Annotated in this window: 24 protein-coding genes and 2 tRNA genes; 6 read left to right on the top strand and 20 right to left on the bottom strand. The window is 70.3% G+C overall.

The genetic code is table 11. From position 1 onward, the window contains the following. Positions 1–117: 117 nt before the first annotated feature. The 6 genes from thrB to AB0E83_RS05090 form a co-directional block, all read right to left on the bottom strand. A complete protein-coding gene (gene thrB, locus AB0E83_RS05115) occupies positions 118–1,035 on the bottom strand; it encodes a homoserine kinase (RefSeq protein WP_362106069.1) in 918 nt (305 codons plus the stop codon). A gap of 323 nt (positions 1,036–1,358) precedes the next feature. Next, positions 1,359–2,429 (bottom strand): threonine synthase, encoded by a 1,071-nt coding sequence (gene thrC, locus AB0E83_RS05110; protein WP_362106066.1) that lies wholly within the window; start codon positions 2,427–2,429, stop codon positions 1,359–1,361. Positions 2,430–2,435: 6 nt separating this feature from the next. Next, positions 2,436–3,725: a homoserine dehydrogenase gene (locus AB0E83_RS05105; RefSeq protein WP_362106285.1), complete on the bottom strand. Its 1,290-nt coding sequence runs from the start codon at positions 3,723–3,725 to the stop codon at positions 2,436–2,438. A 140-nt stretch (positions 3,726–3,865) separates the two neighbouring features. Beyond that, positions 3,866–5,257 carry a diaminopimelate decarboxylase gene (lysA, locus tag AB0E83_RS05100; protein WP_362106063.1) on the bottom strand — a complete coding sequence of 464 codons (1,392 nt, stop codon included), beginning with the start codon at positions 5,255–5,257 and terminating at the stop codon, positions 3,866–3,868. 15 nt (positions 5,258–5,272) lie between these two features. Then, positions 5,273–6,244 (bottom strand): ArgS-related anticodon-binding protein NrtL, encoded by a 972-nt coding sequence (gene nrtL / locus AB0E83_RS05095; RefSeq protein WP_362106060.1) that lies wholly within the window; start codon positions 6,242–6,244, stop codon positions 5,273–5,275. Positions 6,245–6,537: 293 nt separating this feature from the next. Continuing rightward, positions 6,538–7,008: a response regulator gene (locus tag AB0E83_RS05090; protein WP_362106057.1), complete on the bottom strand. Its 471-nt coding sequence runs from the start codon at positions 7,006–7,008 to the stop codon at positions 6,538–6,540. Positions 7,009–7,167: 159 nt separating this feature from the next. Between AB0E83_RS05090 and AB0E83_RS05085 the strand changes: the two genes are divergently transcribed. Further along, positions 7,168–7,239, top strand: a tRNA-Arg gene (locus AB0E83_RS05085). Between the two features lie 252 nt (positions 7,240–7,491). After that, positions 7,492–8,064, top strand: coding sequence for a hypothetical protein (locus AB0E83_RS05080; protein ID WP_362106054.1), 573 nt, complete (start codon positions 7,492–7,494; stop codon positions 8,062–8,064). 70 nt (positions 8,065–8,134) lie between these two features. Here AB0E83_RS05080 and AB0E83_RS05075 read toward each other — a convergent pair whose 3' ends face one another. From AB0E83_RS05075 to AB0E83_RS05015, 13 genes are all read right to left on the bottom strand, one after another. Then, on the bottom strand, positions 8,135–9,508 hold the full coding sequence (locus AB0E83_RS05075) for a tyrosine-type recombinase/integrase (protein ID WP_362106051.1): 1,374 nt from the start codon (positions 9,506–9,508) through the stop codon (positions 8,135–8,137). Then, the gene (locus AB0E83_RS05070) at positions 9,505–9,678 is read right to left on the bottom strand and encodes a helix-turn-helix domain-containing protein (protein ID WP_200427736.1); all 174 of its coding nucleotides are present in this window, start codon (positions 9,676–9,678) and stop codon (positions 9,505–9,507) included. Before AB0E83_RS05070 ends, AB0E83_RS05075 begins: the two co-directional genes overlap by 4 nt. A gap of 11 nt (positions 9,679–9,689) precedes the next feature. Continuing rightward, positions 9,690–11,093 (bottom strand): replication initiator protein RepSA, encoded by a 1,404-nt coding sequence (repSA, locus tag AB0E83_RS05065; RefSeq protein ID WP_362106048.1) that lies wholly within the window; start codon positions 11,091–11,093, stop codon positions 9,690–9,692. Further along, positions 11,090–11,830 carry a DNA methylase gene (locus tag AB0E83_RS05060; protein ID WP_362106045.1) on the bottom strand — a complete coding sequence of 247 codons (741 nt, stop codon included), beginning with the start codon at positions 11,828–11,830 and terminating at the stop codon, positions 11,090–11,092. Before AB0E83_RS05060 ends, repSA begins: the two co-directional genes overlap by 4 nt. Continuing rightward, a complete protein-coding gene (locus AB0E83_RS05055) occupies positions 11,782–11,979 on the bottom strand; it encodes a hypothetical protein (RefSeq protein ID WP_362106042.1) in 198 nt (65 codons plus the stop codon). Before AB0E83_RS05055 ends, AB0E83_RS05060 begins: the two co-directional genes overlap by 49 nt. Before the next feature lie 5 nt (positions 11,980–11,984). Beyond that, positions 11,985–12,161: a hypothetical protein gene (locus tag AB0E83_RS05050; protein ID WP_362106039.1), complete on the bottom strand. Its 177-nt coding sequence runs from the start codon at positions 12,159–12,161 to the stop codon at positions 11,985–11,987. A 92-nt stretch (positions 12,162–12,253) separates the two neighbouring features. After that, a complete protein-coding gene (locus AB0E83_RS05045) occupies positions 12,254–12,802 on the bottom strand; it encodes a GGDEF domain-containing protein (protein ID WP_362106036.1) in 549 nt (182 codons plus the stop codon). A 5-nt stretch (positions 12,803–12,807) separates the two neighbouring features. Next, on the bottom strand, positions 12,808–13,119 hold the full coding sequence (locus tag AB0E83_RS05040) for a SpdD-like protein (protein WP_362106033.1): 312 nt from the start codon (positions 13,117–13,119) through the stop codon (positions 12,808–12,810). 12 nt (positions 13,120–13,131) lie between these two features. After that, entirely contained in the window at positions 13,132–13,287 is a 156-nt protein-coding gene (locus tag AB0E83_RS05035) for a hypothetical protein (protein ID WP_361397171.1), read from the bottom strand. Positions 13,288–13,306: 19 nt separating this feature from the next. Further along, positions 13,307–13,495 carry a mobile element transfer protein gene (locus AB0E83_RS05030; RefSeq protein WP_362106030.1) on the bottom strand — a complete coding sequence of 63 codons (189 nt, stop codon included), beginning with the start codon at positions 13,493–13,495 and terminating at the stop codon, positions 13,307–13,309. 21 nt (positions 13,496–13,516) lie between these two features. Next, positions 13,517–14,212, bottom strand: a complete 696-nt coding sequence (locus AB0E83_RS05025) for a DUF2637 domain-containing protein (protein ID WP_362106027.1) — start codon at positions 14,210–14,212, stop codon at positions 13,517–13,519. A gap of 78 nt (positions 14,213–14,290) precedes the next feature. Then, complete coding sequence (locus AB0E83_RS05020) at positions 14,291–15,649, bottom strand: FtsK/SpoIIIE domain-containing protein (protein WP_362106024.1); 1,359 nt, start codon at positions 15,647–15,649, stop codon at positions 14,291–14,293. Between the two features lie 2 nt (positions 15,650–15,651). Beyond that, the gene (locus AB0E83_RS05015; protein WP_030495246.1) at positions 15,652–15,984 is read right to left on the bottom strand and encodes a hypothetical protein; all 333 of its coding nucleotides are present in this window, start codon (positions 15,982–15,984) and stop codon (positions 15,652–15,654) included. Between the two features lie 153 nt (positions 15,985–16,137). Here AB0E83_RS05015 and AB0E83_RS05010 point away from each other — a divergent pair, with 153 nt between their 5' ends. The 3 genes from AB0E83_RS05010 (at position 16,138) to dcm (ending at position 19,548) form a co-directional block, all read left to right on the top strand. Beyond that, positions 16,138–17,004: a winged helix-turn-helix domain-containing protein gene (locus AB0E83_RS05010; protein WP_362106021.1), complete on the top strand. Its 867-nt coding sequence runs from the start codon at positions 16,138–16,140 to the stop codon at positions 17,002–17,004. Further along, complete coding sequence (locus AB0E83_RS05005) at positions 16,991–17,683, top strand: HAD family hydrolase (protein WP_362106019.1); 693 nt, start codon at positions 16,991–16,993, stop codon at positions 17,681–17,683. Before AB0E83_RS05010 ends, AB0E83_RS05005 begins: the two co-directional genes overlap by 14 nt. Before the next feature lie 632 nt (positions 17,684–18,315). Beyond that, positions 18,316–19,548 carry a DNA (cytosine-5-)-methyltransferase gene (gene dcm, locus AB0E83_RS05000; protein ID WP_362106016.1) on the top strand — a complete coding sequence of 411 codons (1,233 nt, stop codon included), beginning with the start codon at positions 18,316–18,318 and terminating at the stop codon, positions 19,546–19,548. On the opposite strand, the gene AB0E83_RS04995 is transcribed toward dcm, so the two are convergent. Then, positions 19,506–20,204 carry a hypothetical protein gene (locus tag AB0E83_RS04995; RefSeq protein ID WP_362106013.1) on the bottom strand — a complete coding sequence of 233 codons (699 nt, stop codon included), beginning with the start codon at positions 20,202–20,204 and terminating at the stop codon, positions 19,506–19,508. The genes dcm and AB0E83_RS04995 overlap by 43 nt on opposite strands. Before the next feature lie 235 nt (positions 20,205–20,439). On the opposite strand from AB0E83_RS04995, the gene AB0E83_RS04990 reads away from it, so the two are divergent. Beyond that, positions 20,440–20,517 (top strand) — tRNA-Arg (locus AB0E83_RS04990). The last annotated feature ends 94 nt before the right edge of the window (positions 20,518–20,611 follow it).

Here is a 20,611-nt window from a genome sequence, read left to right as displayed (position 1 = left end):
GGGTGCAGACTTGAGGTTAACACTACCGGCTCCAACAAACATTCCCCCTCTCCCTCACCGGCAATCGCGTGTTCAGGACGCTGCCCGGCGTCCCGTACGGCGTCCGCCGCCGCGCCGCTAGGGCGCCAGCGGCAGCACGCTCGCTCCGGACGCGTCGAGGTCGAGCCGGTTGGCGGCCCATCCCTCGCCCGCGAGCAGGGCGACCTTGTCGGCCGCCTCGTTGTCGGCCAGCGCGAGGACCGTGGGGCCCGCGCCGGAGATGACCGCGGGCACTCCGTCGGCCCGCAGCCGGTTCACAAGTGCGATGCTCTCCGGCATCGCGGGGGCGCGGTACTCCTGGTGCAGCCGGTCCTCGGTGGCCGCGAGCAGCAGCTCGGGGCGGCGGGTCAGGGCCTCGACGAGGAGGGCGGCGCGGCCGGCGTTGGCGGCGGCGTCCACGTGCGGGACGGTGCGCGGCAGGAGTCCGCGGGCGGTCTCGGTCAGCACCGGCTTCCCGGGCACGAAAACCACCGGAACGATGGAATCCGAGGGGTCCATCCTGATCGCCCGCGCGCCGCCGGCCTCGGTCCAGGCGAGGGTGAAGCCGCCGAGCAGACAGGCGGCGACGTTGTCGGGGTGGCCCTCGATCTCGGTGGCCAGCTCCAGGAGGGCGGCCTCGTCGAGCTTGGCGTCGCCGCCTATGGTCACGGCGCGGGCGGCGACGATGCCGGCGCAGATGGCGGCGGAGGAGGAGCCGAGGCCGCGGCCGTGCGGGATGCGGTTGGCGCAGACGACCTCCAGGCCGCGCGGCTGTCCGCCGAGCAGGTCGAAGGCCGTGCGCAGGGAGCGGACGAGCAGGTGGCTCTCGTCGCGCGGGAGGGTCTCGGCGCCCTCTCCGGCGATGTCGACGTGCAGCCCGGAGTCGGCGACCCGGACGACGACGTCGTCGTAGAGGCCCAGCGACAGGCCGAAGGCGTCGAAGCCCGGGCCGAGGTTGGCGCTGGTGGCGGGGACGCGCACCCGTACGGCGGCGGCGCGGAACGCGGGACCGGCCATCGCTCGATGACTCTCCTTGACTGCGGCAACGGGGTGTTCAAGAGAAGTGCTGGAGAACCCGGGGTGCCGTTTCGGCCGTTTCGGTCGCGGGGAGGCGACGACGGCAACGACACCGCGCATATGCGCCGGGGCGGGTTCGGTACAGCCTATCGAAGGAAGGTTCTGTGGCGACATAGGGCGCACGGGAGGCGCACGATGCGTGTCGCGCGCCAACCTGTGCGCCTATGTACGTTCCTGATCGGGTTTCGACCAGGGCCCTCACCCCGACGGGGGAGTTTTCCGCTCGTTCCCGAGCATCCGCTCCCCCGTCCGGGGCATCGGGATCAGGCCAGTCCGAGCCGCTCGGCGGCGGCCGCGGCGTCCACGGGGACGGTGACGGGCTGCGGGGCGCCGGCGACGGCCCAGTCGGGGTCCTTCAGGCCGTTCCCGGTGACCGTGCAGACGATCCGCTGGCCCGGGTCGACCTTGCCCTGCTCGGCGGCCTTCAGCAGGCCGGCGACCGAGGCGGCCGAGGCGGGCTCCACGAAGACGCCCTCCTGCGCGGCCAACAGGCGGTAGGCGCGCAGGATCTCACGGTCCGTCACCTCGTCGATGAAGCCGCCCGACTCGTCGCGCGCGGCGATCGCGTACTCCCAGGAGGCCGGGTTGCCGATGCGGATCGCGGTGGCGATGGTCGACGGGTCCTTGACGACCTCGCCGCGCACCAGCGGGGCCGAGCCGGAGGCCTGGAAGCCCCACATGCGCGGCCGGCGGGTGGCGAGGCCGTCCTCGGCGTACTCGCGGTACCCCTTCCAGTACGCGGTGATGTTGCCCGCGTTGCCGACGGGCAGCACGTGGACGTCGGGCGCGTCGCCCAGCATGTCCACGATCTCGAACGCGGCGGTCTTCTGGCCTTCGATGCGGACCGGGTTGACCGAATTGACCAGCGCCACCGGGTAGTTCTCGGAGAGCGAGCGGGCCAGCGTCAGGCAGTCGTCGAAGTTGCCGTCGACCTGGAGGATCTTCGCGCCGTGCACGAGGGCCTGGCCCATCTTGCCGAGCGCGATCTTGCCCTGGGGCACGAGCACCGCGGAGACCATCCCGGCCCGCACCGCGTAGGCGGCGGCGGAGGCGGAGGTGTTGCCGGTGGAGGCGCAGATGACCGCCTTGGCGCCCTCCTCCTTGGCCCGGGTGATGGCCATGGTCATGCCCCGGTCCTTGAAGGAACCGGTGGGGTTGGCGCCCTCGACCTTGAGGTGCACCTCGCAGCCCGTGCGCTCGGAGAGGACCTGAGCGGGGACGAGCGGCGTACCGCCCTCACGGAGCGTGACGACCGGCGTCGTGTCCGTGACCGGAAGGCGGTCCCGGTACTCCTCGATGATGCCGCGCCACTGGTGGGTGCCCTGGTTGGTCATGGGTCCTTACTCCCCTTCAACACGCATGATGCTGGCGACACCGCGCACGGTGTCGAGCTTGCGCAGTGCCTCGACCGTCCCCGAGAGGGCGGCGTCGGCCGCGCGGTGGGTGACGACGACGAGGGAGGCCTCGCCGTCCTTGCCCTGCTGACGGACCGTGTCGATCGACACGCCGTGCTCGGCGAAGACCGTCGCGACCTGGGCGAGGACGCCCGGCTTGTCGGCCACGTCGAGGCTGATGTGGTACCGCGTGACGACCTCGCCCATGGAGCTCACGGGCAGGCGGGTGTACGCGGACTCGCCGGGGCCCGTCGCCTCGTTGAGACGGTTGCGGCAGACGGCGACGAGGTCGCCGAGGACGGCGGAGGCGGTCGGCGAGCCGCCGGCGCCGGGGCCGTAGAACATGAGCCGCCCGGCGGCCTCCGCCTCGACGAAGACCGCGTTGTACGCCTCGCGGACGGAGGCCAGCGGGTGGCTGAGCGGGATCATCGCCGGGTGCACGCGCGCGGTGACGGACTCGCCGTCGGCCGCCCGCTCGCAGATCGCGAGCAGCTTGATGGTGCAGCCCATCTGCTTCGCCGAGGCGAAGTCGGCGGCGGTGACCTCGGTCATGCCCTCGCGGTAGACGTCGTCGAGGCGCACGCGCGTGTGGAAGGCGATCCCGGCGAGGATGGCGGCCTTGGCGGCGGCGTCGAAGCCCTCCACGTCGGCGGTCGGGTCGGCCTCGGCGTAACCGAGCGCGGTGGCCTCGTCCAGGGCCTCCTGGTAGCCGGCGCCGGTCGAGTCCATCTTGTCGAGGATGAAGTTCGTGGTGCCGTTGACGATGCCCATCACCCGGTTGATCTTGTCGCCGGCGAGGGACTCGCGCAGCGGGCGGATCAGCGGGATGGCGCCGGCGACGGCGGCCTCGTAGTACAGGTCCTGCCCGTGCTGCTCGGCGGCGGCGTACAGGGCCGCGCCGTCCCGGGCGAGCAGCGCCTTGTTGGCGGAGACCACCGAGGCGCCGTGCTCGAAGGCGGTGGTGATGAGGGTGCGGGCCGGCTCGATCCCGCCGATCACCTCGACGACGACGTCGATGTCCCCGCGTTTGACCAGGGCGGTCGCGTCGGTGGTGATCAGCGCGGGGTCGACGCCGCCGCGGACCTTGTCGGGCCGGCGGACGGCCACGCCGGCGAGCTCGACCGGCGCGCCGATGCGCGCGGCGAGGTCGTCGGCGTGCGTCGTCATGATGCGCGCCACCTCGGAGCCGACAACTCCACAGCCCAGCAGCGCCACCTTCAGCGGACGCGTACGCATCATCCGACCTCGTTTCTCGTACTTCTTGATTCGTATCTCTACGGTTCCGGCGGGGATGGGGACAAGTCTCACTCACCGGACGGAGGATTCCGCCGTCCGTCCGGATCCTGAGACATCGATTCCATCACCCGACTATTTCATCAGCCGACGTCGAGACGCAGGAGATCTTCCTCCGTCTCCCGCCGGACGATGACCCTTGCTTCGCCGTCCCGGACCGCCACGACGGGCGGCCGGAGGGCGTGGTTGTAGTTGCTCGCCATGGAGCGGCAGTAGGCGCCGGTGGCCGGCACGGCGATCAGGTCGCCGGGGGCCAGGTCGGCGGGGAGGAAGGCGTCCCGGACGACGATGTCGCCGCTCTCGCAGTGCTTGCCGACGACGCGGGAGAGCATCGGCTCGGCGTCGCTGACGCGGGAGACGAGGCTGACGCTGTACTCGGCGTCGTACAGGGCGGTGCGGATGTTGTCCGACATGCCGCCGTCCACGCTCACGTACGTGCGCAGCCCGTCGAGCGGCTTGATCGTGCCGACCCGGTAGAGCGTGAACGCGGTCGGTCCGACGATGGCCCGGCCCGGCTCCACGGAGATCCGCGGCGTCCGCAGCCCGGCGGCCTCGCACTCCCGCGTCACGATCTCGCTGAGCGCCTTGGCGATCTCGTGCGGCTCGCGCGGGTCGTCCTCGGAGGTGTACGCGATGCCGAGGCCGCCGCCGAGGTCGATCTCGGGCAGCTCGACGCCGTGCTCGTCGCGCACCTCGGCGAGGAGCTGGACGACGCGGCGGGCGGAGACCTCGAAGCCGGCCATGTCGAAGATCTGCGAGCCGATGTGGGAGTGGATGCCGATGAGCTCCAGGCCGTCGAGCTTCAGCGCCCGGCGGACGGCCTCGGCGGCCTGTCCTCCGGCGAGCGCGATGCCGAACTTCTGGTCCTCGTGGGCGGTGGCGATGAACTCGTGGGTGTGCGCCTCGACGCCGACGGTGACGCGGATCTGGACGCGCTGCCGCTTGCCGAGGGACTGCGCGACGTGGGAGACGCGGACGATTTCCTGGAAGGAGTCGAGGACGATCCGGCCGACGCCGGCCTCGACGGCCCGCCGGATCTCGGCCTCGCTCTTGTTGTTGCCGTGGAAGGCGATCCGCTCGGCGGGCATCCCGGCGGAGAGCGCGGTGGTGAGCTCGCCGCCGGAGCAGACGTCGAGGTTGAGCCCCTCCTCGTGGAGCCAGCGGACGATCGCGCGGGAGAGGAACGCCTTGCCGGCGTAGAAGACGTCGGCGCCGGGGCCGAAGGCGTCGGCCCAGGCGCGGCAGCGGGCGCGGAAGTCGGTCTCGTCGAGGAAGTAGGCGGGGGTCCCGAACTCCTCGGCGAGGTCGGTGACGCGCAGTCCGCCGACGGTCGCGATCCCCTGCTCGTCCCGGGCGACGGTCCGCGCCCAGACCTTGGGGTCGAGCGTGTTCAGGTCGGCGGGCGGGGCGGTGTAGTGGCCCTCGGGGAGGACGTCGGCGTGGCGGGGGCCGGCGGGGTGGGCGGAACGGCTCATGTCTGGTCTGCTCTTTCAGATCCGGTCGGGTGCGCTGATGCCGAGCACGGAGAGGCCGCCGGCGAGCACCGTCCCGGCGGCTTCGGCGAGCGCGAGCCGGGAGCGGTGGGCGGCCGAGGGTTTCTCGTCGCCGAGCGGCAGAACGGTGTGCTGGAAGCCGAGCAGCGCGTCGGCGACGGCTTCGAGGTGCCGTGCGACCCGGTCGGGGGCGCGGTGGCGGGCGGCGGCGAGGAGGACGCCGGGGTGGTCGCGGAGGAGCCCGGGGAGCGGGCCCTCGACGCCGGTGCCGTCGTCCTCGTGGACGGGGAGGACGCCGAGCTGGGCCGCGTTGACGAGGAGGCGCCGGGCGCGGGAGTGGGCGTACTGGACGCGGAAGAGCGGGTTGCGCTCGTGCCGTACGAGGAGCGGGGGCCCGTCGAGGGGCCGGTCGTGGGGCGCGGCGCGGAGGAGCCGCCACCGCGCGGCGTCGGTCCCCAGCCGCTCGGGCTCGTACGCGCCGGGGTGGACGTGCGGCCGCTCGCCGCCGGTCTCCAGGCCGGCGTCGGCCCCCTGTCCGAGCAGCAGCCCCACCAGGCACTCGACGACCACGCGGGCGCGGGCCTCGGCCGGGGGCTCGAACCGGACGACGTCGCCGGCGAGGGCGTCACCGCGTCCGTACGAGGGCCCGGCGGCCCGGACGGCCCGGACGAGCTCGGCGCCGGTCTCGCGGCGCAGGGTGAAGTTCAGGAACCCGGGTCCGGTGATGTCCACGGCGAGGATCCCGGCGGCGCCTTCGAGCCGCTCCTTCAGGACGGAGGCGACGTCGAGCGCGGGGCGCCCGGCGGGCCGGGCGAGGGAGAGGGCGACGCTGCTCGCGTACTCCCCCACCCCTCCGGGCCTGGCCTTCTCGACCTTGACGCGCGGGGGGACGTCGACCCGCAGCGCACCGTCGTCGACCGCGCGGCGCACGGCGTGCTGCACGGTGAGGGAGAGGTCCGCGGGGGTCACGCTCCCAGCCTAGGGGAGGAGGGGGGTCCGAACGCGAACCGGTTTCGCCATCCGGGCACCCGCGCCGGGGGCCGACGGGGATCCGCGCCCCGGAAGGGTCCCCCCGGAGGCACGCACCGGGCCCCCGCACCGGTCCGTCACCACCGGACCGTTCACCGCCGGGGGCTTTCCGGGGACCTTCGCCACCGGACCGTTCACCGCCGGGGCTTCCGGGGGCCTTCGCCGCCGCAAGTCACCGGGCCGGATCGGGCCGGGCCGGACCGGCGCGCCGTCGGCCTCACCGACTCACCGCCTCACCGCCCGGGGCGCACGCTCCCGGCGGCCGGTCTGGCCTGGGGCTCGTCCCCTGCGGACGGCTCCTCTCCCGCGTCGGGTCCACCGGCCTGGCGCCGCTGCCGGGGCTCCCGGTGCAGCAGCTGCCGGACGACCCGTACGAGCTCCGCCGGCTCGAAGGGCTTGGCGAGGAAGGCATCCGCCGCCGGGGCGCCCTCGCCCTCCCCGCAGGCGCTGATGATCGCCACGGGCAGGTGCCGGGTCCGCGGGTCCTCCCGCAGCCGCTGGGCGGTCTTGATCCCGTCGAGCCGGGGCATGACGACGTCGAGGGTGACGACGTCGGGCCGCACGCGGTGCACGACGTCCAGACACTCGGCACCATCGGCCGCGGTCACGACCTCGAACCCCTCTAGTTCGAGATTGACCCTGATCAACTGCCGGATGACCTTGTTGTCGTCGACAACGAGCACCCGCCCGGACACGCCTGACACGTGAACGAGAGTAGGCCGCCCCGAGCGGCTGCGTCCGGGTTTTGCCCACTTCCGACCCGTGCGAGCGAACACCCCCCTGTGACGCCCCGGAAATACCTGTTCACAGCCACCCCCGAAGAGCTGGTAGTGTTCTTCCCGTCGCCACCGAGCGCGACGAAAGCCCCCGTAGCTCAGGGGATAGAGCAACGGCCTCCGGAGCCGTGTGCGCAGGTTCGAATCCTGCCGGGGGCACTTCGCAGAAGTGCCACACAGACCCCGTGATCAGCGGAAACGCTGAGAGCGGGGTCTTGTTGTATGTGCGGGCGTGCGCCGGGGTGAGCGGCCGTATGACAGGGGCCGCGGCCTATTCGCGGCCTGGGCCGTGGGGTGTCGGCGCAGGTCAGGGCCGGGACTCGAGTGACGAACGAGGGGGAGCAACGGATGGGTTCGGGAGCCGAGGAGACCGCGGCGGAGCCGGTTCGACCGGTATGGGTACTGACCCCGTTGGAGAGCGTCGGCCCTCTGCGCTTCGGCATGTCCGCCGACGAGGTCCGGGCCGCTCTTCCGGAAGCCGTCGAGTTGAGCCGATTCTCCGCCGAGCCCTCCTACCCGGAGATCTACGGCCTCCAGCTCGGCTTCCACCCAGCGGTGCCGGCTGTCTACGCATACTTCGAGGGCACCGGCCGCCTCTTCTGCGTGGCCGCCGACGCCGCCCACGGACCGCGCGTGACTCTGGACGGGCTGGAGCTGACCGGACGCGTGCCTGCCGTACTCCAGGAGACCGTCCTGGACCTTCATTCCTCGGGCACTCACCATGTGTCGTACGGTCCGCGAGGCAACCCGGGGATCAACGACGTCGGCATGGTCCTGCGCGTCCAGGACACCGAGGACGGGATCCTGACCCGGCCCGTTCTCGTGGGCCGCGAGTGGGCGGACCGCTGCACCGACGACTGGGAGGGATCCATTCCCGAGTGCGAGTGGCTGGGCCGTCAGTGGTACGTGTACGAGGGCTCGGACATGTACCCCCATCCCCGATACGCAACGAACTGGCCGGCAGGGTGGACTGCCCCGTTCTAGGCGGGGAGGAGAACGCGGAAGGCCCCCGGACAGGTCCAGGGGCCATGGCGCGCAGGTTGTCAGGCAGTGCTCACTCGTACTCGCGCAGCAGATCATCGATGCGCCGGTTCGCCACCTCCTGGCGGCCGTCGAGGCACTTCGCGTAACGGGTCAACAGGACCTCCACGCTGTTCCCAGCGCGCTCGGCGACCTCGGTGGCGTCCACGCCCGCGTTGAGCCACGTGGAGAGCGCGGAGTGCCGGAGGTCGTACGGCCGCCGGGCAAGCGGCGAGGCGACGACGGCCGGCGGGAGCGCGAGCTCCCGGGCTTCCTGCCAGGCCCGGTAGTAGGTGGAGGAGGACACCACTCCCCCGTTCTCGCTGAAGAACAGCCGCCCGTCGTCCGCAGTGCCGAAGGTCTCGACGTGCTCCCGGAAGATCCGCACGAGCTGGGGCGGGATCGGCACCCGCCGGACATCCTCTGTGGGCCGGTTCTTGAGGCCGCGGTCGTCGTGGCTCTCTCCGGAGTCGGTCCACTGCTTGCCGACGCTGGGGCGGGTCCGGTGGAGAAGGGCGGTCCCCCAGCCGGATTCGGGGAGGGTGAGGTCCTGTTCGGTCAGGCCGACCGCTTCGGCAGGCCGGAAGCCCCCGAAGTACATCCCGGCGAAGAGCCCGACCAGGCGCCGGCCGCGAGCCCGTCGATAGCCGCCGATGTACGAGACGGCGTGGAGGAGCGACCGGGCCTGCTCGGGATTGGCGACGACTCGCGGGTCTACTTCGTTGGAGACTTTCGGCTTCTGCCAGCGGACAGAGGCCAGCGGATTCTCGGAGAACTCCCCGAGATCGACGGCGTAATTCAGCGCGTTGACCAGCGTGCGGCGCTTCCGGCGTACGGTCTCGGCAGCCGCGGCGGTGCCGTCCAGCTTGAGTTTCAGGGAGTCGAGGACGGCCCGTCCGACCACGGGGTCGGCGAGGACGGCCATGGAACGGGACGCCTTCTGCACCCAGTGGAGCGTGTTGCCGACGTCCACGGGAAGGTCCCTCTCCCCTGGCGCGGGAAGGACGAAGGCCCACGTCCGCAGCGTCTTGCGAAGGACGTCGTCAGACGGCCGGCCTGGGCGATCCTCCAGGAGCGCGATGGTCACGGCGGTCAGCGATTCGTTGATGCCGTCACGGGTGTTGGGGGCGGCGTGCGGCCACTTCATGGCCAGGTACTTCAAGGCGAATTCGTACCAGCTCAGCGTGGCTTTCTTTTCCGCCATCGAGTCGGGAAGCCCGGACTCGGTGTCGAATTCCTCACCATCGCGCGCGGCTCGGAGCAGCTTCGAGCGGAAGCTGTCGGCGAGCGCTTTGGTCTTCCGCGTCTGAGAAAACGGCTCGCCGGCCACCTTCCACCGAACCTCGTAGGACGGCCGCGCTCCTTGCTTGGTGCGAATCGACCAGACCCGCACATCGGTCGACTTCACGCGGCGGCTCCTTCGAGGCCCCGGAGCCAGGCGGAGAAGTCCGAGCGCCAGACGCGCAGCTCGCCGTTGGGCAGCTTGAAGGCGTTCGGCCCCAGGCCCAGCTCACGCCACCGGTAGAAGGTTCGCCGCGACACCCCGCCCAGCTCGGCAAGGATCTGCGGCACAGTCATCAGCTCGTCCTTCACAGCAGCTCATCCCCCTGAGCTTCGAGTTCGGTTCGGATCTCTCGGGCGTATTCGCGGTTGTGCTGGATGTCGCGGCGGATGTTGGCGGCGAGCCATGACTCGCCGGGTGTGTGGCCGTGGCCGGCGTAGGCCCAGTGGGCGACGACGAGGAGGGTGGACTCCGGGTGTTCGTCGGGGTCGGGCAGGCCGAGGGCGGTGCGTTGTTGGTGCGCTCGGTAGTCGGCGCGGACCTGGCGTAAGGCGCCGAGGGTGGTGGAGTAGGCGCGGGACTTGGTGGAGAAGTGGCCGCGGAAACCGAGCATGTGGGCCCAGGCGCGCAGGCGCCGGTCCGGGTAGGCGGCGTCGAGGTCCATGCAGGCTTCCATCAGCCGCCGGGGGTGGTCGGGGACGCCAAGGAGGATGAGCGCTTCCTTGTTGCCGACGGGGTGGTCGACGGTGCCGGTGGCCTCGGCGGCCTTCGTGGCGTACTTCGCGACATAGGCGGCGACAGCCTGTTCGGTCAGTTCCTCGCCCTGACCGAAGGCGCCGATGGGCTGGACATCGATCTGCGCGCCCCAGGTGAGGACGAGGTCCTGGTCGATGCCGTGGGCGGGGGCAGCGTCGACGTTGACGCGGACGCGGGCGGCGGCCGCGTGGATCGCGTCGGTGAGCAGGTCGAGGGTGGCCCAGCGCGGGGGCGGGGTGTGCGGCCCATCGGGGCCGTCAAAGCGGATGACGGCGTGAAAGTGGACGGCGCCGCGCTTTTGGTACTCGGCGACCTTGCCGAAGGAGACGCGGGACTGTTCGCGAGCGGCTTTCTGGGTGAGGCCGGCGCGGGCGGCGATCTCCCGGCGGAGGTAGATCGTGAAGTACCGCCACAGCTCGGAGGCGTGGTTGTTCCAGAGGACGGCGCCCGCGTAGTCGTACGTGTGCGGGTCGAGCGGGGTCCCGAGCTCCGGGGCGTCCTCGGGGTGGTGGGTGCCGCAGCGGCAGGGGCGGGTGCCGGGGCGGTTGTGGACCGGGCCGAAGGAGGGGGCGGTGAGGGTGGCGAAGACGCGGGGGTGTTCGCGGATCGTGTCGGGGGTGCCCTTGTTCGGGTCGCCGGTGAGTCCGGCGCGGATGAGGTGGTAGGTGTCGCCGGCGTAGGTCCAGGCGCAGGCCGGGCAGCGGGAGGCCCGGCGGTTGCCGCAGGCGACGCGGAGGACGCCGCCGGGTTCGGCGTCGGTGGTGTACGCGTGGATCACGGTCTTGGTGGCGGGGTCGAGGAGTTTGGTGCCGCCGGTGAGGCGGATGGGGGCGGTGCAGCCGCCGGTGCGGCGGAGTTGTTCGGTGAGGCGGTCGAAGCCGGGGGACCCGGCGACCCGGAGCAGGTCGCTCAGGGTGGCCGGGTCCAGGCCCGCCGCGGTGGCGGGGTTGGTCACGCCAGGACCTCCTGTCGGGCGGTGAGGAAGGCGGTGGCGATCCAGCGGGTGTAGGCCGGAGGGATCGCTTCGGTCAGCTCGGCGTGGACGTCGGTCCAGGTGATGCCCATGGCCTGCTGCATCTCGGGGACGGTGGCTTTGCCGCCGCCCTTGCCGTATGCGGCGACGTAGGGGCCTTCGCGGCGGATGCCGTGGCGGTGGCCGCGTACGTAGCCGCGGTGGCGGGGGTGGGCGGGCTTGGGGGTGGACCAGCGGCCGAGTTCGAAGTTGCGGTGTCGCAGGACGCCGAGGCCGAACATCTCGCCGCACAGGGTGAGGTCCTTGCGGATCGCGGCGCGGCCGTTGGGCTGCTCGATCACGTAGGGCAGGCCAGTGGCGTCGAGGAGTTCGCGGGTCGGGGCGACGAGGTCGGTGTGGGTGCCGCCCCAGCCCTGGGAGGCGTTGGTGCCGACGGTGATGGCGCAGCCGGCCTGGCAGGGCGGGGAGGCGTGGATCAGGGTGTACCGCTCGATCTCGCCGGTGGTGGTCAGGTGGGTGAGGTGGTCGAGGGCGTCGCCGTGGTGGTAGGCGAAGGGGTAGTTGGGGCGGTGGGCGATGTCGCAGCCGTCGACCGCGAATCCGGCGAGGTGGTAGCCCATGGCGGCACCGCCGGCGCAGGAGAACAGGTCCAGGACCCGGGGTCGGGCGTTCACGCGGCACCTCCCCGGCCGTGGGCGGAGCCGTGGTTCGTGTTCCATCCGGCGACCAGGGCACCGACCTGAGCGTCACCTTCGGCCGTGGCGGTGGCGCCGCAGTGGCAGACGGCGGACGCGGTGGCCGGCTCGGACGGGGACGGCTTGCTGACGTGCAGGCCGGGCCGGTCCGGCGAGGGCGTGAGCTTGGCCATCACGGTCACTTCCCGGCGCGGGCGAGGGCGGCGGTGGTGCGGGTGCCGGTGCCCTTGCAGGCGGGGCAGGTGGCGGCGAGGGTGCGGCGCCGGCCGTCCGGGGTCGTGCCGGTGGTGATGTGGACGACGGGGAAGCCGTCGCAGTGGCGGCAGACGCGCTGGGCGGGGGTGTTCTCGGGCATGATGAGTGCTCCCTTTCGGGTCCTGTGGATCTGGAATGGGGTGAAGGCGCCCGGGGCGGCGGTCTTTGGCGAGAGAGCCGCCCCGGGGGCCGCTAGCGGGTGTTGCGCCTGCCGTGGCCCTTGACCGCGTACATCGACGCGTCGGCGGCCGAGAGGGCATCGGTGAGGACCGGGACCGGCAGGTCATCGCGGTGGCAGTGCCCGACCGAGGCCGAGACCGGCAGGACGTGCCCGCCGTGGGTGACCGGCTCGTCGAGCGCGGCCCGGAGTGCGGTGAGGCCGGGGGTGCGGGCGGGGTGGGTGACGATGGCGGCGAATTCGTCTCCGCCGAGGCGGGCGGCGATGCCGTGCCGGCCGCACCAGGCGGTGAGCCGGTCGGCGGTGGCGGTGAGGACCGTGTCTCCGGTGGCGTGGCCGTGGGTGTCGTTGATGGCCTTGAAGTCGTCCAGGTCGACCAGGACCACGAGCGCGTTCGGGTGCTTGGCCATGAGGTGTTCGGCGCGGGTGGTCCATCCGGCGCGGGTGTGCAGGCCGGTCAGGGGGTCGCGGCGGGCGGTGGCCAGGCGGCGCCAGAGCAGGCCGCCGTGCAGGGCCCAGCCCAGGGCCGGTAAGCCAGCGGCGGCGATCGTCTGCGTGTCCACGGCGGTCACCAACCCTTCTGCATGTCGCGGACCAGGAGGCGGAGCACGACCGCGACGACGGCGATGGACGCGGCGCTGATGGCGACGGCGAGGAGCATGGAGACCAGGACGGCGCCGACGACCAGGACGACGGCGCCGCCGCCGGCGGCGAGGGCGACCGCGCTGCCCGGGGTGAGCTGGACCGAGTTCCGGGGGGCGGTGGACGGGGCGGGGGCCGGGACCGCGACCGGGGCCGGGGTGGTCGCCGGTTCGGTTCGGGCCGTGGGGGTGGGGTGGCCGGGCGGGAGGGGGTTGATCGGGATGCGGGGCTGGAGCATGACGGGGTCTCCCTACTTGGCGATGGGGTCGATGAGCGGGGTGAGGAGGCTGTCGGCGAGGAGGTAGCCGCCGAGGAGGAGGACGGCGACGAGCCACCAGGGCGGGCGGATGAGCTTGATTCCGAGGCCGCCGATGACGATCAGGGCGAGCCAGAGCGGGACGTCCATGGGACGGGCTCCTTCGGGTTCAGCGGGGCTGGCAGCGGTGGGTGCGGGCGGCCAGTTCGGCGGCGGCGCGGGTGTTGTAGTCGGCGGAGAAGTCGCAGCCGGGGGCCGTGCACACGGCGGTGTGCTTGGTCCGGCCGCGGCCGTCGCGGTGGGTGCCAATCTGTACCGGGCCGAGCTTGATGACGTTGTGGAAGCGGTTGGGTCGCACGGGACGTACCTCCTTCCTGGGTCAGGCGAGCTGGAGGGCGATGGAGTCGGCGAGGGCCGGGGGCATGCCGTGGCGGGTGCGGAGGGTTTCCGCGTCGATTGGCCGGCCGGTCTGGGCCCGATGGGCGTCCGCGATCTTCTGGGCGTGAGCCATCAGCGCGGGCGGCACCACCACAGCAGGCACCACGGGTTCGGGTTGTTCTTCCTGTGCGGCGGGTTCCGGCTGGGTCTCCACCGGTTCGGGTTCGGCCGGCGGGAGTTCGGGAGCCGGTTCCGGGGCCCGTTCCACGGTCACTTCGGCGACCGGTTCCGGGACCGGCACGGGCTCCGGGGCGCGGGTGGGTTCAGGGGCGGGGTGGGTGTGGGCGTGGGCGAGGAGGGTGCCGCCGAGGAAGGCGATAGCGGGCCATCCGGCGACGAGGATCCGCAGCCAGGCCGGGACGTCGTTCATGTCGAGGAGTCCGGCGGTGGCGACGTTGGCGCCGAGGGACGCGATCAGGGCGATGGCGAACCAGAGCCAGGCGTCCCGGTTGCCGGCGTCGGTGCGCATCCGGCGCCAGGCGGCGACCAGGAGCAGGTCGACGGAGACCGGGTAGGCCCACGCCTTCCATCCGTCCTGCCCGGCCGCCTCGGCCAGGTCGTGCAGGTGGGCGAAGGACAGAGCCCCGGCGATGACGGCCTGGATCAGGACCGCGTCGAGACGGAAGGGACGGAACACGCGGCCGCCTCCTTTCGGGCATGGGTCGGGTAGGGACCTGGCGTGAGACGGTCACGCCGACCGAGGCGAGGCAGGGGGTTACGCGGTGGCCGGGTTCGGCTTCACCAGCGGGACCGACGCCGGATCGGCGCTGGTGTCGTCCGGGAGGGCCGGGCGGTAGGCGGCGAGGGCGGGAAGGTCCGGCGTGAGGTCGGCGTGCGCGGTGCAGATGTCGGCGACCTCGGCGGCGGACAGTTCGGGGGTGCGGATGCGGGTCCAGCCGCCGGAGGTGTCACCGGCCACCGCGACACCGGGCCGGTCCGGCGGGATGGCGGTCACGGCCACCACCGCGTCCGGGGCAATGTCTCCCAGGCCCATGTCGGCGGTCTGCTTGTCGTTGACCCGGTGCACGACCCGGCCTGTGAGCTGGGCCCGCAGGGTGGTGGCGCCGCGGCCGAGGTCGGAGCCGAAGCGCTGCCCGCACACCTCCAGGTAGATGCCGGCCGCACGGGCCATCTGCCCGAGCCGGATCATCTGCATGACCATCCGGTCCCGGCGTTCCTCGTCCTTCTTCCCCGCGACGAGGAACAGCTCCGCGACCTCGTCCACCAGGACCACCACCGGGACCGGACGTGCGGTCTCGGGCAGGGCCCAGATGTCGGCGACCCCGGCGAAGCTCAGCAGATCGAAGCGGGCTTCCATCTCCCCGACCAGGGCGTCGAGCAGGCCGGACGCTTCCTCGGGGGTGGTGGCGAACCCCGACAGGCGGGGCGCGTACCCGCGCTGTTCCACGCCCCGCTTGCAGTCGATGCCGACCAGGGCCACGTCGAGGCGGGCGAGCTGGGCGATGAGGTTGCGCTGATACATGGACTTGCCGGACTGGTTCGCGCCGAGGGTCAGCGCGTGCGGGACCTTCAGGTAGTCCCGTACGAACGCCGACCCGTCCTCGCGCAGCGCGACCGGCACCGCCATCGGCCCCGACAGGCGACGTCGGGAGCGCGGCATCCGGACCCGGCGAAGAACGTCGTAGCCGGTCATGCGGAGTTCCACGAAGCCGGGCTTGGTCTCCACGACGTGGACGGAGTGGACGCCCCAGGCGTGCCGCAGGCGTTCGGAGGCCGCCATCACGTCGGCGGGCTCCAGACCGGCCGGAAGGCGAAGGGTGACCCGCATCCCCGTCGAAGTGCCCCGCACGCGGCGGACCTTCGGCGGCACGGGCTGCACCTCGGAGCGGCGGGCGACGTTGCGGACCATGAACGCCCGCAGGCGGGACGGCTGGACCGTCAGCCCGCACACGTCCATCGTCGCGTGGTAGTTCACCGCGAACCGCACCCGCGTGACCGGCAGACCGATCAGCGACCAGAACACCCGGGGCGCTCGGGCCTTGGCGTATCCGAGGCCGCCGGCGGCTCCGGCGAGGGGGAGGCCGACCTCCCATAAGGTCGAGATGTCAGCCATGGTCAGGCGCCCATCGGGGTGACCGCGACGGCGCGGAAGGAGATGCCGTGGCGGGTCTGGCCGTTGAACGTGTTCTCCCAGTCCCGGGCCTTGAGCCCGATGACCGTCACCGGCATGCCCGGCGTCAGCCCGTCGGGGAGACCGGTCTCCGGGACCGTCACCTGGTAGAGGTTGCCCTCCCCCTCGTCCGAGATCAGCAGGCCCACCGTGGAGAGCCCGGCCCCGGTCTCCCGGTCCACCGCCCTCTCACCGGTCTGCTTGCTCACGAGCTTCGGCGTGGGAGCGGTCGCGACGAAGACCACGGCGGTCGACGTGTCCACCTTGAACGAGGGCATGAGTTTCTCCTTCGAGAGGGCAGGAAGGGACTAGGCGACCAACTTGGCTAACCTGGTTGGTCACATCTCGAAGTTAGAAGACGTGGCTAGCCATGTCAACAACATGACTGGCATGACTGTCCTGCCTGAAGGAACTCGCCTACCATCGACTTCATGACCTTTGTCCCCGAGCCCCTCGACCCCGACGACGACCGAGCCCCGTATGAGCAGGTCGCGAGCAGCCTGAGCGCAGCGATTCGTACGCGGAGGCTCGGGCCGGGCGAGAAGCTGCCGTCGCACAAGGAGTTGACGGAGCTCTACGGCTTCGCGCGGGCGACGATCCAGCGCGCGCTACGGGACCTTGAGGACGAAGGACTCGTGGTCTCGCGCAAGGGCAGCGGTGTCTACGTCCGCAACCGGACGGAACGGCCGGCGGGGCTTCGGCCTTACGTGGAGCAGGCGTTCGCGAAGGATCACGTCACCATCGACTTCGCGGGGTTCTCCAGCGAGACGCTGCACGGTGCTCTTCAAGAGCCGCTCGACAAGATCCGCGTCGGCAGGCTCACGCCGTCGAGCATCACCATGCGGATACTCGTCCCCGACATGGCGGTGCCTCAGGCGGCGCCGGTCCGGATGTCCGACGGAGCGGACGACAAGAGGCTCCGCGACCGCATGCACGACATCATGGTCGGCTACACCCGCAGCATCCGGGACGCGATCACCGAGCTGGAGCACCTGGGCCTGGTCGCCGAGACGCGCATCAAGGTCCGCGTCCACAGCGGCACCCAGTTCTTCAAGCTGTACGTCATCAACAACGAGGACGCGTTCTTCGGGTACTACCCGATCCGTCCGAACAAGGTCGTCGCACAGGGCGAGGCGATCGAGATCTATGACCTCGTCGGCAAGGACACGACCCTGTTCCACCACTCGGTCAACGACGGCGAGTCGTCCGGCGGAGCGCAGCAGGTCCAGCAAGCCCGGATGTGGTTCGACAGCGTCTGGGAGACCATCGGAAGGGACTTCGACCTTGACGCACGATGACCGACTCTCCGAGGTCCTGGGCAACGCCCGGGTGGTCTTCTTCGACTTCGACGGCCCCGTGTGCGATGTGTTCGCCGGGCTTCCCGCCTCCCAGGTCGCAGAACAGCTCACGGCGATCCTCGCGGCGAAGGACGTATCCGCGGGCGCGAAGGCGGCCGAGACCGATGACCCCATCGAGGTCCTGCGCATCGCGCATGAGGCGGACGCCGAGCTGGGCGGGGAGATCGAGCAGCGGCTGACGGAGGCGGAGGTCGAAGCCGTCGCGGTGGCGGGCTCGCCGACGCCGGGGGCGGTGGAAGCCCTCCAGGCGGTGAACGCTTCGGGGAGGGCGGTCGCAGTGGTGAGCAACAACTCGGCCGAGTGCGTCGAGAGCTTCCTCAAGGCGCACGGGCTGGAGGGATACGTCGCGAAGGTGGTCGGCCGGCCGACGGGACAGCCCCACCTGATGAAGCCGAACCCCTTCCCGCTCATCACGGCTGCCGAGCGGATGCACATCGACGTCACGAGCTGCGCCCTGATCGGTGACTCGCTCACGGACATCCAGGCTGCCCACGCAGCCGGGGCCACGGTGATCGCCTACGCCAACAAGCCCCACAAGGCCGACCTCTTCGCCGAGGCCCAGGCTGACACCATCACCGACGATATGCACGCCATCGCCGACGCAGTCACCACGGCATAGCCGAGGAGCAGCGGAGGACCTGTTACAGGTTTCTCTACCTCATCAAGCACCCGGCTGCGCTCCGCTCCGCCGGGCGGGCTTCCCGGCTCCGCTCGGGGCGCCGCTCCTGCCTTCGGCCCGCTCCGCCCCCGCTGCGCCGACGCCCGCCCCTGCAAGACGGGACAGGCCCAAGAGCATGAGTCCGAGCCCCAACGGCCGCCGGTTCCCCAGGTCACCGACATGCCTCCGGCGGGGGCGCTCAGGCTCCGGGATGGGAGAGGCCCGCGGGCGGGTGCCGGCCGGTGGGGTGTAGCGGTGGGGGCTCCCATCCCGCCTGCCGTCGACCCAGGCAGAGCCGAGCAGACACGGCACCGGGCGTCCAGGTCGTTCGTACAGTGGCGCGCTCCACCTGGACGCCCGGCACCGCGCCTGCTCCACGGTGTGTGGGTCGACGGCAGACGGGATGGGAGCTAGGGAGGGTGGTGCGGCATCAGGCCGAGCGGGGCTTCTATCCGGGGCACACCACACGCCTCGGGATTCTTTGCTCTCGTGACCCCATGGATATACGGCTCGGGTCACACGTATCCGCAGCTCAGAGTCACTAGTCCCTCACACAGCTGACAAACGCTACGCGGTCTCGTAAGATTCACACCATGCCCGAGCCCACTCAGCAAGACAGCCTCTTCGACACCTCTAGCGCGACGGAGGGGCCTGAGGGGCAGGTCGTGCCGAGTCGGATCCGGACGACCTCCCCTTTCCACCAGCCTCGCGAGCTGACCGAAGCCCAGCGCGAAAAGTTCAGGAAAATGTCGCGCGATTCACGCGAAGCGCGACGCTCCGCACTGGCTGGCGAAGGACCCGCACCGCTTCACGAGATCAACATTCCGAACTTCAGGCCGCTGGACCTGATGCCCCAGCGCGAAGCTTCGGGCATGACCGCACTGTCTCTCTTCAGTGGTGGGGGCGGTCTGGACCTCGGAGTGGAACGAGCCGGCTTCGGCCACACGGCATCGTTCGAGATCATGCCGGAAGCAGGGGACACGCTGCGAAAAGCTCGTGACCATTGGGCGGTTTTCAGCGGCAGTGAAGGCGACGTCCGGGGAGTCAACTTCAAGCAGTGGCGCGGAGAGGTTGACCTTCTCCATGGAGGTCCCCCTTGTCAGCCTTTCTCCAACGCAGGGCGACAGCAGGGCCATCTCGACGAACGGGACATGTGGCCTCAGTTTGTGCGTGCGGTCAAAGAGATCAGGCCGGCAGCCTTTATTGGTGAAAACGTACCAGCCCTGGCTAGCCCGAAGTTCTCGGAGTACGTAGCGGAAAGCATCATGACCCCGCTCTCCGCTAACTATCACATTCAGAAGGTGATCCTCCAGGCCAGCGACTTCGGAGTCCCACAGGTACGACGCCGGGTTTTCTTCGTCGGATTTCGCACCAAGAAGGCAGCGAACTCCTGGAATGCGCCCGAACCTACCCATTTCTGGGGTGACGCTTCCATTGGCACTGAAGCCCGCTGCATGGGACTCCGAGAGGCACTCGGTTTGCCTGATATTGGATTCGACGACCTCTCCCCCACAATCCGAAGCAGCCTGACCGGCCCACGCCACACCACGTCGATCCTCAATAGCGTTGCTGCGCAGCGCAAGTTCGAGAGCATGGAAATTTGGCCCAACGGAGTGGCAGCGGACCGAACTTCTGCTCGCGCTTTCGTCGCCAAGAACGGGCACTTTCGACTTTCCGTTCCCGACGTTGCGCTGATTCAGGGGTTCCCTGAGGACTGGCCCTTTGTGGGCGCCACATACATGGCCCTCGGCCAGATCGGAAACGCGGTTCCGCCGCCACTCGCCTACGCAGTAGCGTCTTCAGTGAGGGATGCACTCTCCAAGTAATCTTTAACCAGTTGCCGAAGATTCATCGCCGGCTCAACGGTGATCCTAGGCAGCTTCTCAATATACGACATCGGGATATGGGGATTATTCAGCGTTGCCCCGCGAGACATCACATAGATGCAACGGGCACGCATTATCTCGACCATCCGATCCAGAGAGTATCGGATCTCCTTCCCTTCGGTCAGATCCCCACTTTCCCGATACTTTGCCGCCGACCACTGCTTCTTCATGACCCACTTGGCTTCTTCTAGGGTGTAATACTCCTTCTCGCCGAGCAGATCGATGACGGAGTCTCGCCCTACGCCTTGTGCGGCATGTAGCGCCAACGAGACATCGGGGCGCACATAGCGCGCCTTCTCAGAGATCCACGGGGCCATATCTTCAGGCGAGGCATAGTAGGTATACAGGAGCCGCTCTCCCCTGGGATCATAAACACCGAAGAGCCAGTGAATATTCTTCCATTTCTCGAAGTGTCCCGGCCCAAGATCCCTGACCGTCGATACACCCTTACGGGTGGCCGACTTAAGCTCAAATGAGATAGTTTTCCCATTTACGGTCAAATAGGCATCGATGTCAGCTCGCTTGCGGTCTTCTGGAACCTCAAGATTGAAGCGATCGATCATCTGGTTCTCGCGCTTGTCATCCTGGACACTCATGATCCGCATCATGGCATGAGCGCACAACCCTGGTGATCCTTACGACAGGACACCCCTTTTGCCTCTTTTGTCAGTTTTGAGAATCGCCTAGTCTCCACTCATCCCGGCCGAGAGGGGAGGTCAGTCACGGGGCTTCGCGCTGCAGGCAGTGGGCTTAACCCGGCCGTCCTCTGCACCTTGGCCTTATGGTGGCGGCCTATTCGCGGGTGAGCGAAGCACCAGGAGCTAGGTACGAGCTCCTGAACTGCTGAAACGGTCCAAGCTCATCCGGCCTCCGGAGCCGTGTGCGCAGGTTCGAATCCTGCCGGGGGCACTTCGCGAGAAGTGCCGAGGACCCCGTCCCCAGCGGAAGCGCTGGGGCGGGGTCCTTTGTCGTGCCCCTCCGGGGCGGTCCCGCCTCCGCCCGG

Source organism: Streptomyces sp. NPDC035033 (assembly GCF_040636735.1).
Classification (GTDB): domain Bacteria; phylum Actinomycetota; class Actinomycetes; order Streptomycetales; family Streptomycetaceae; genus Streptomyces.
The sequence above is the reverse complement of the archived record's forward strand: the minus strand, read 5'-3'. Positions and strand labels throughout refer to the sequence as shown.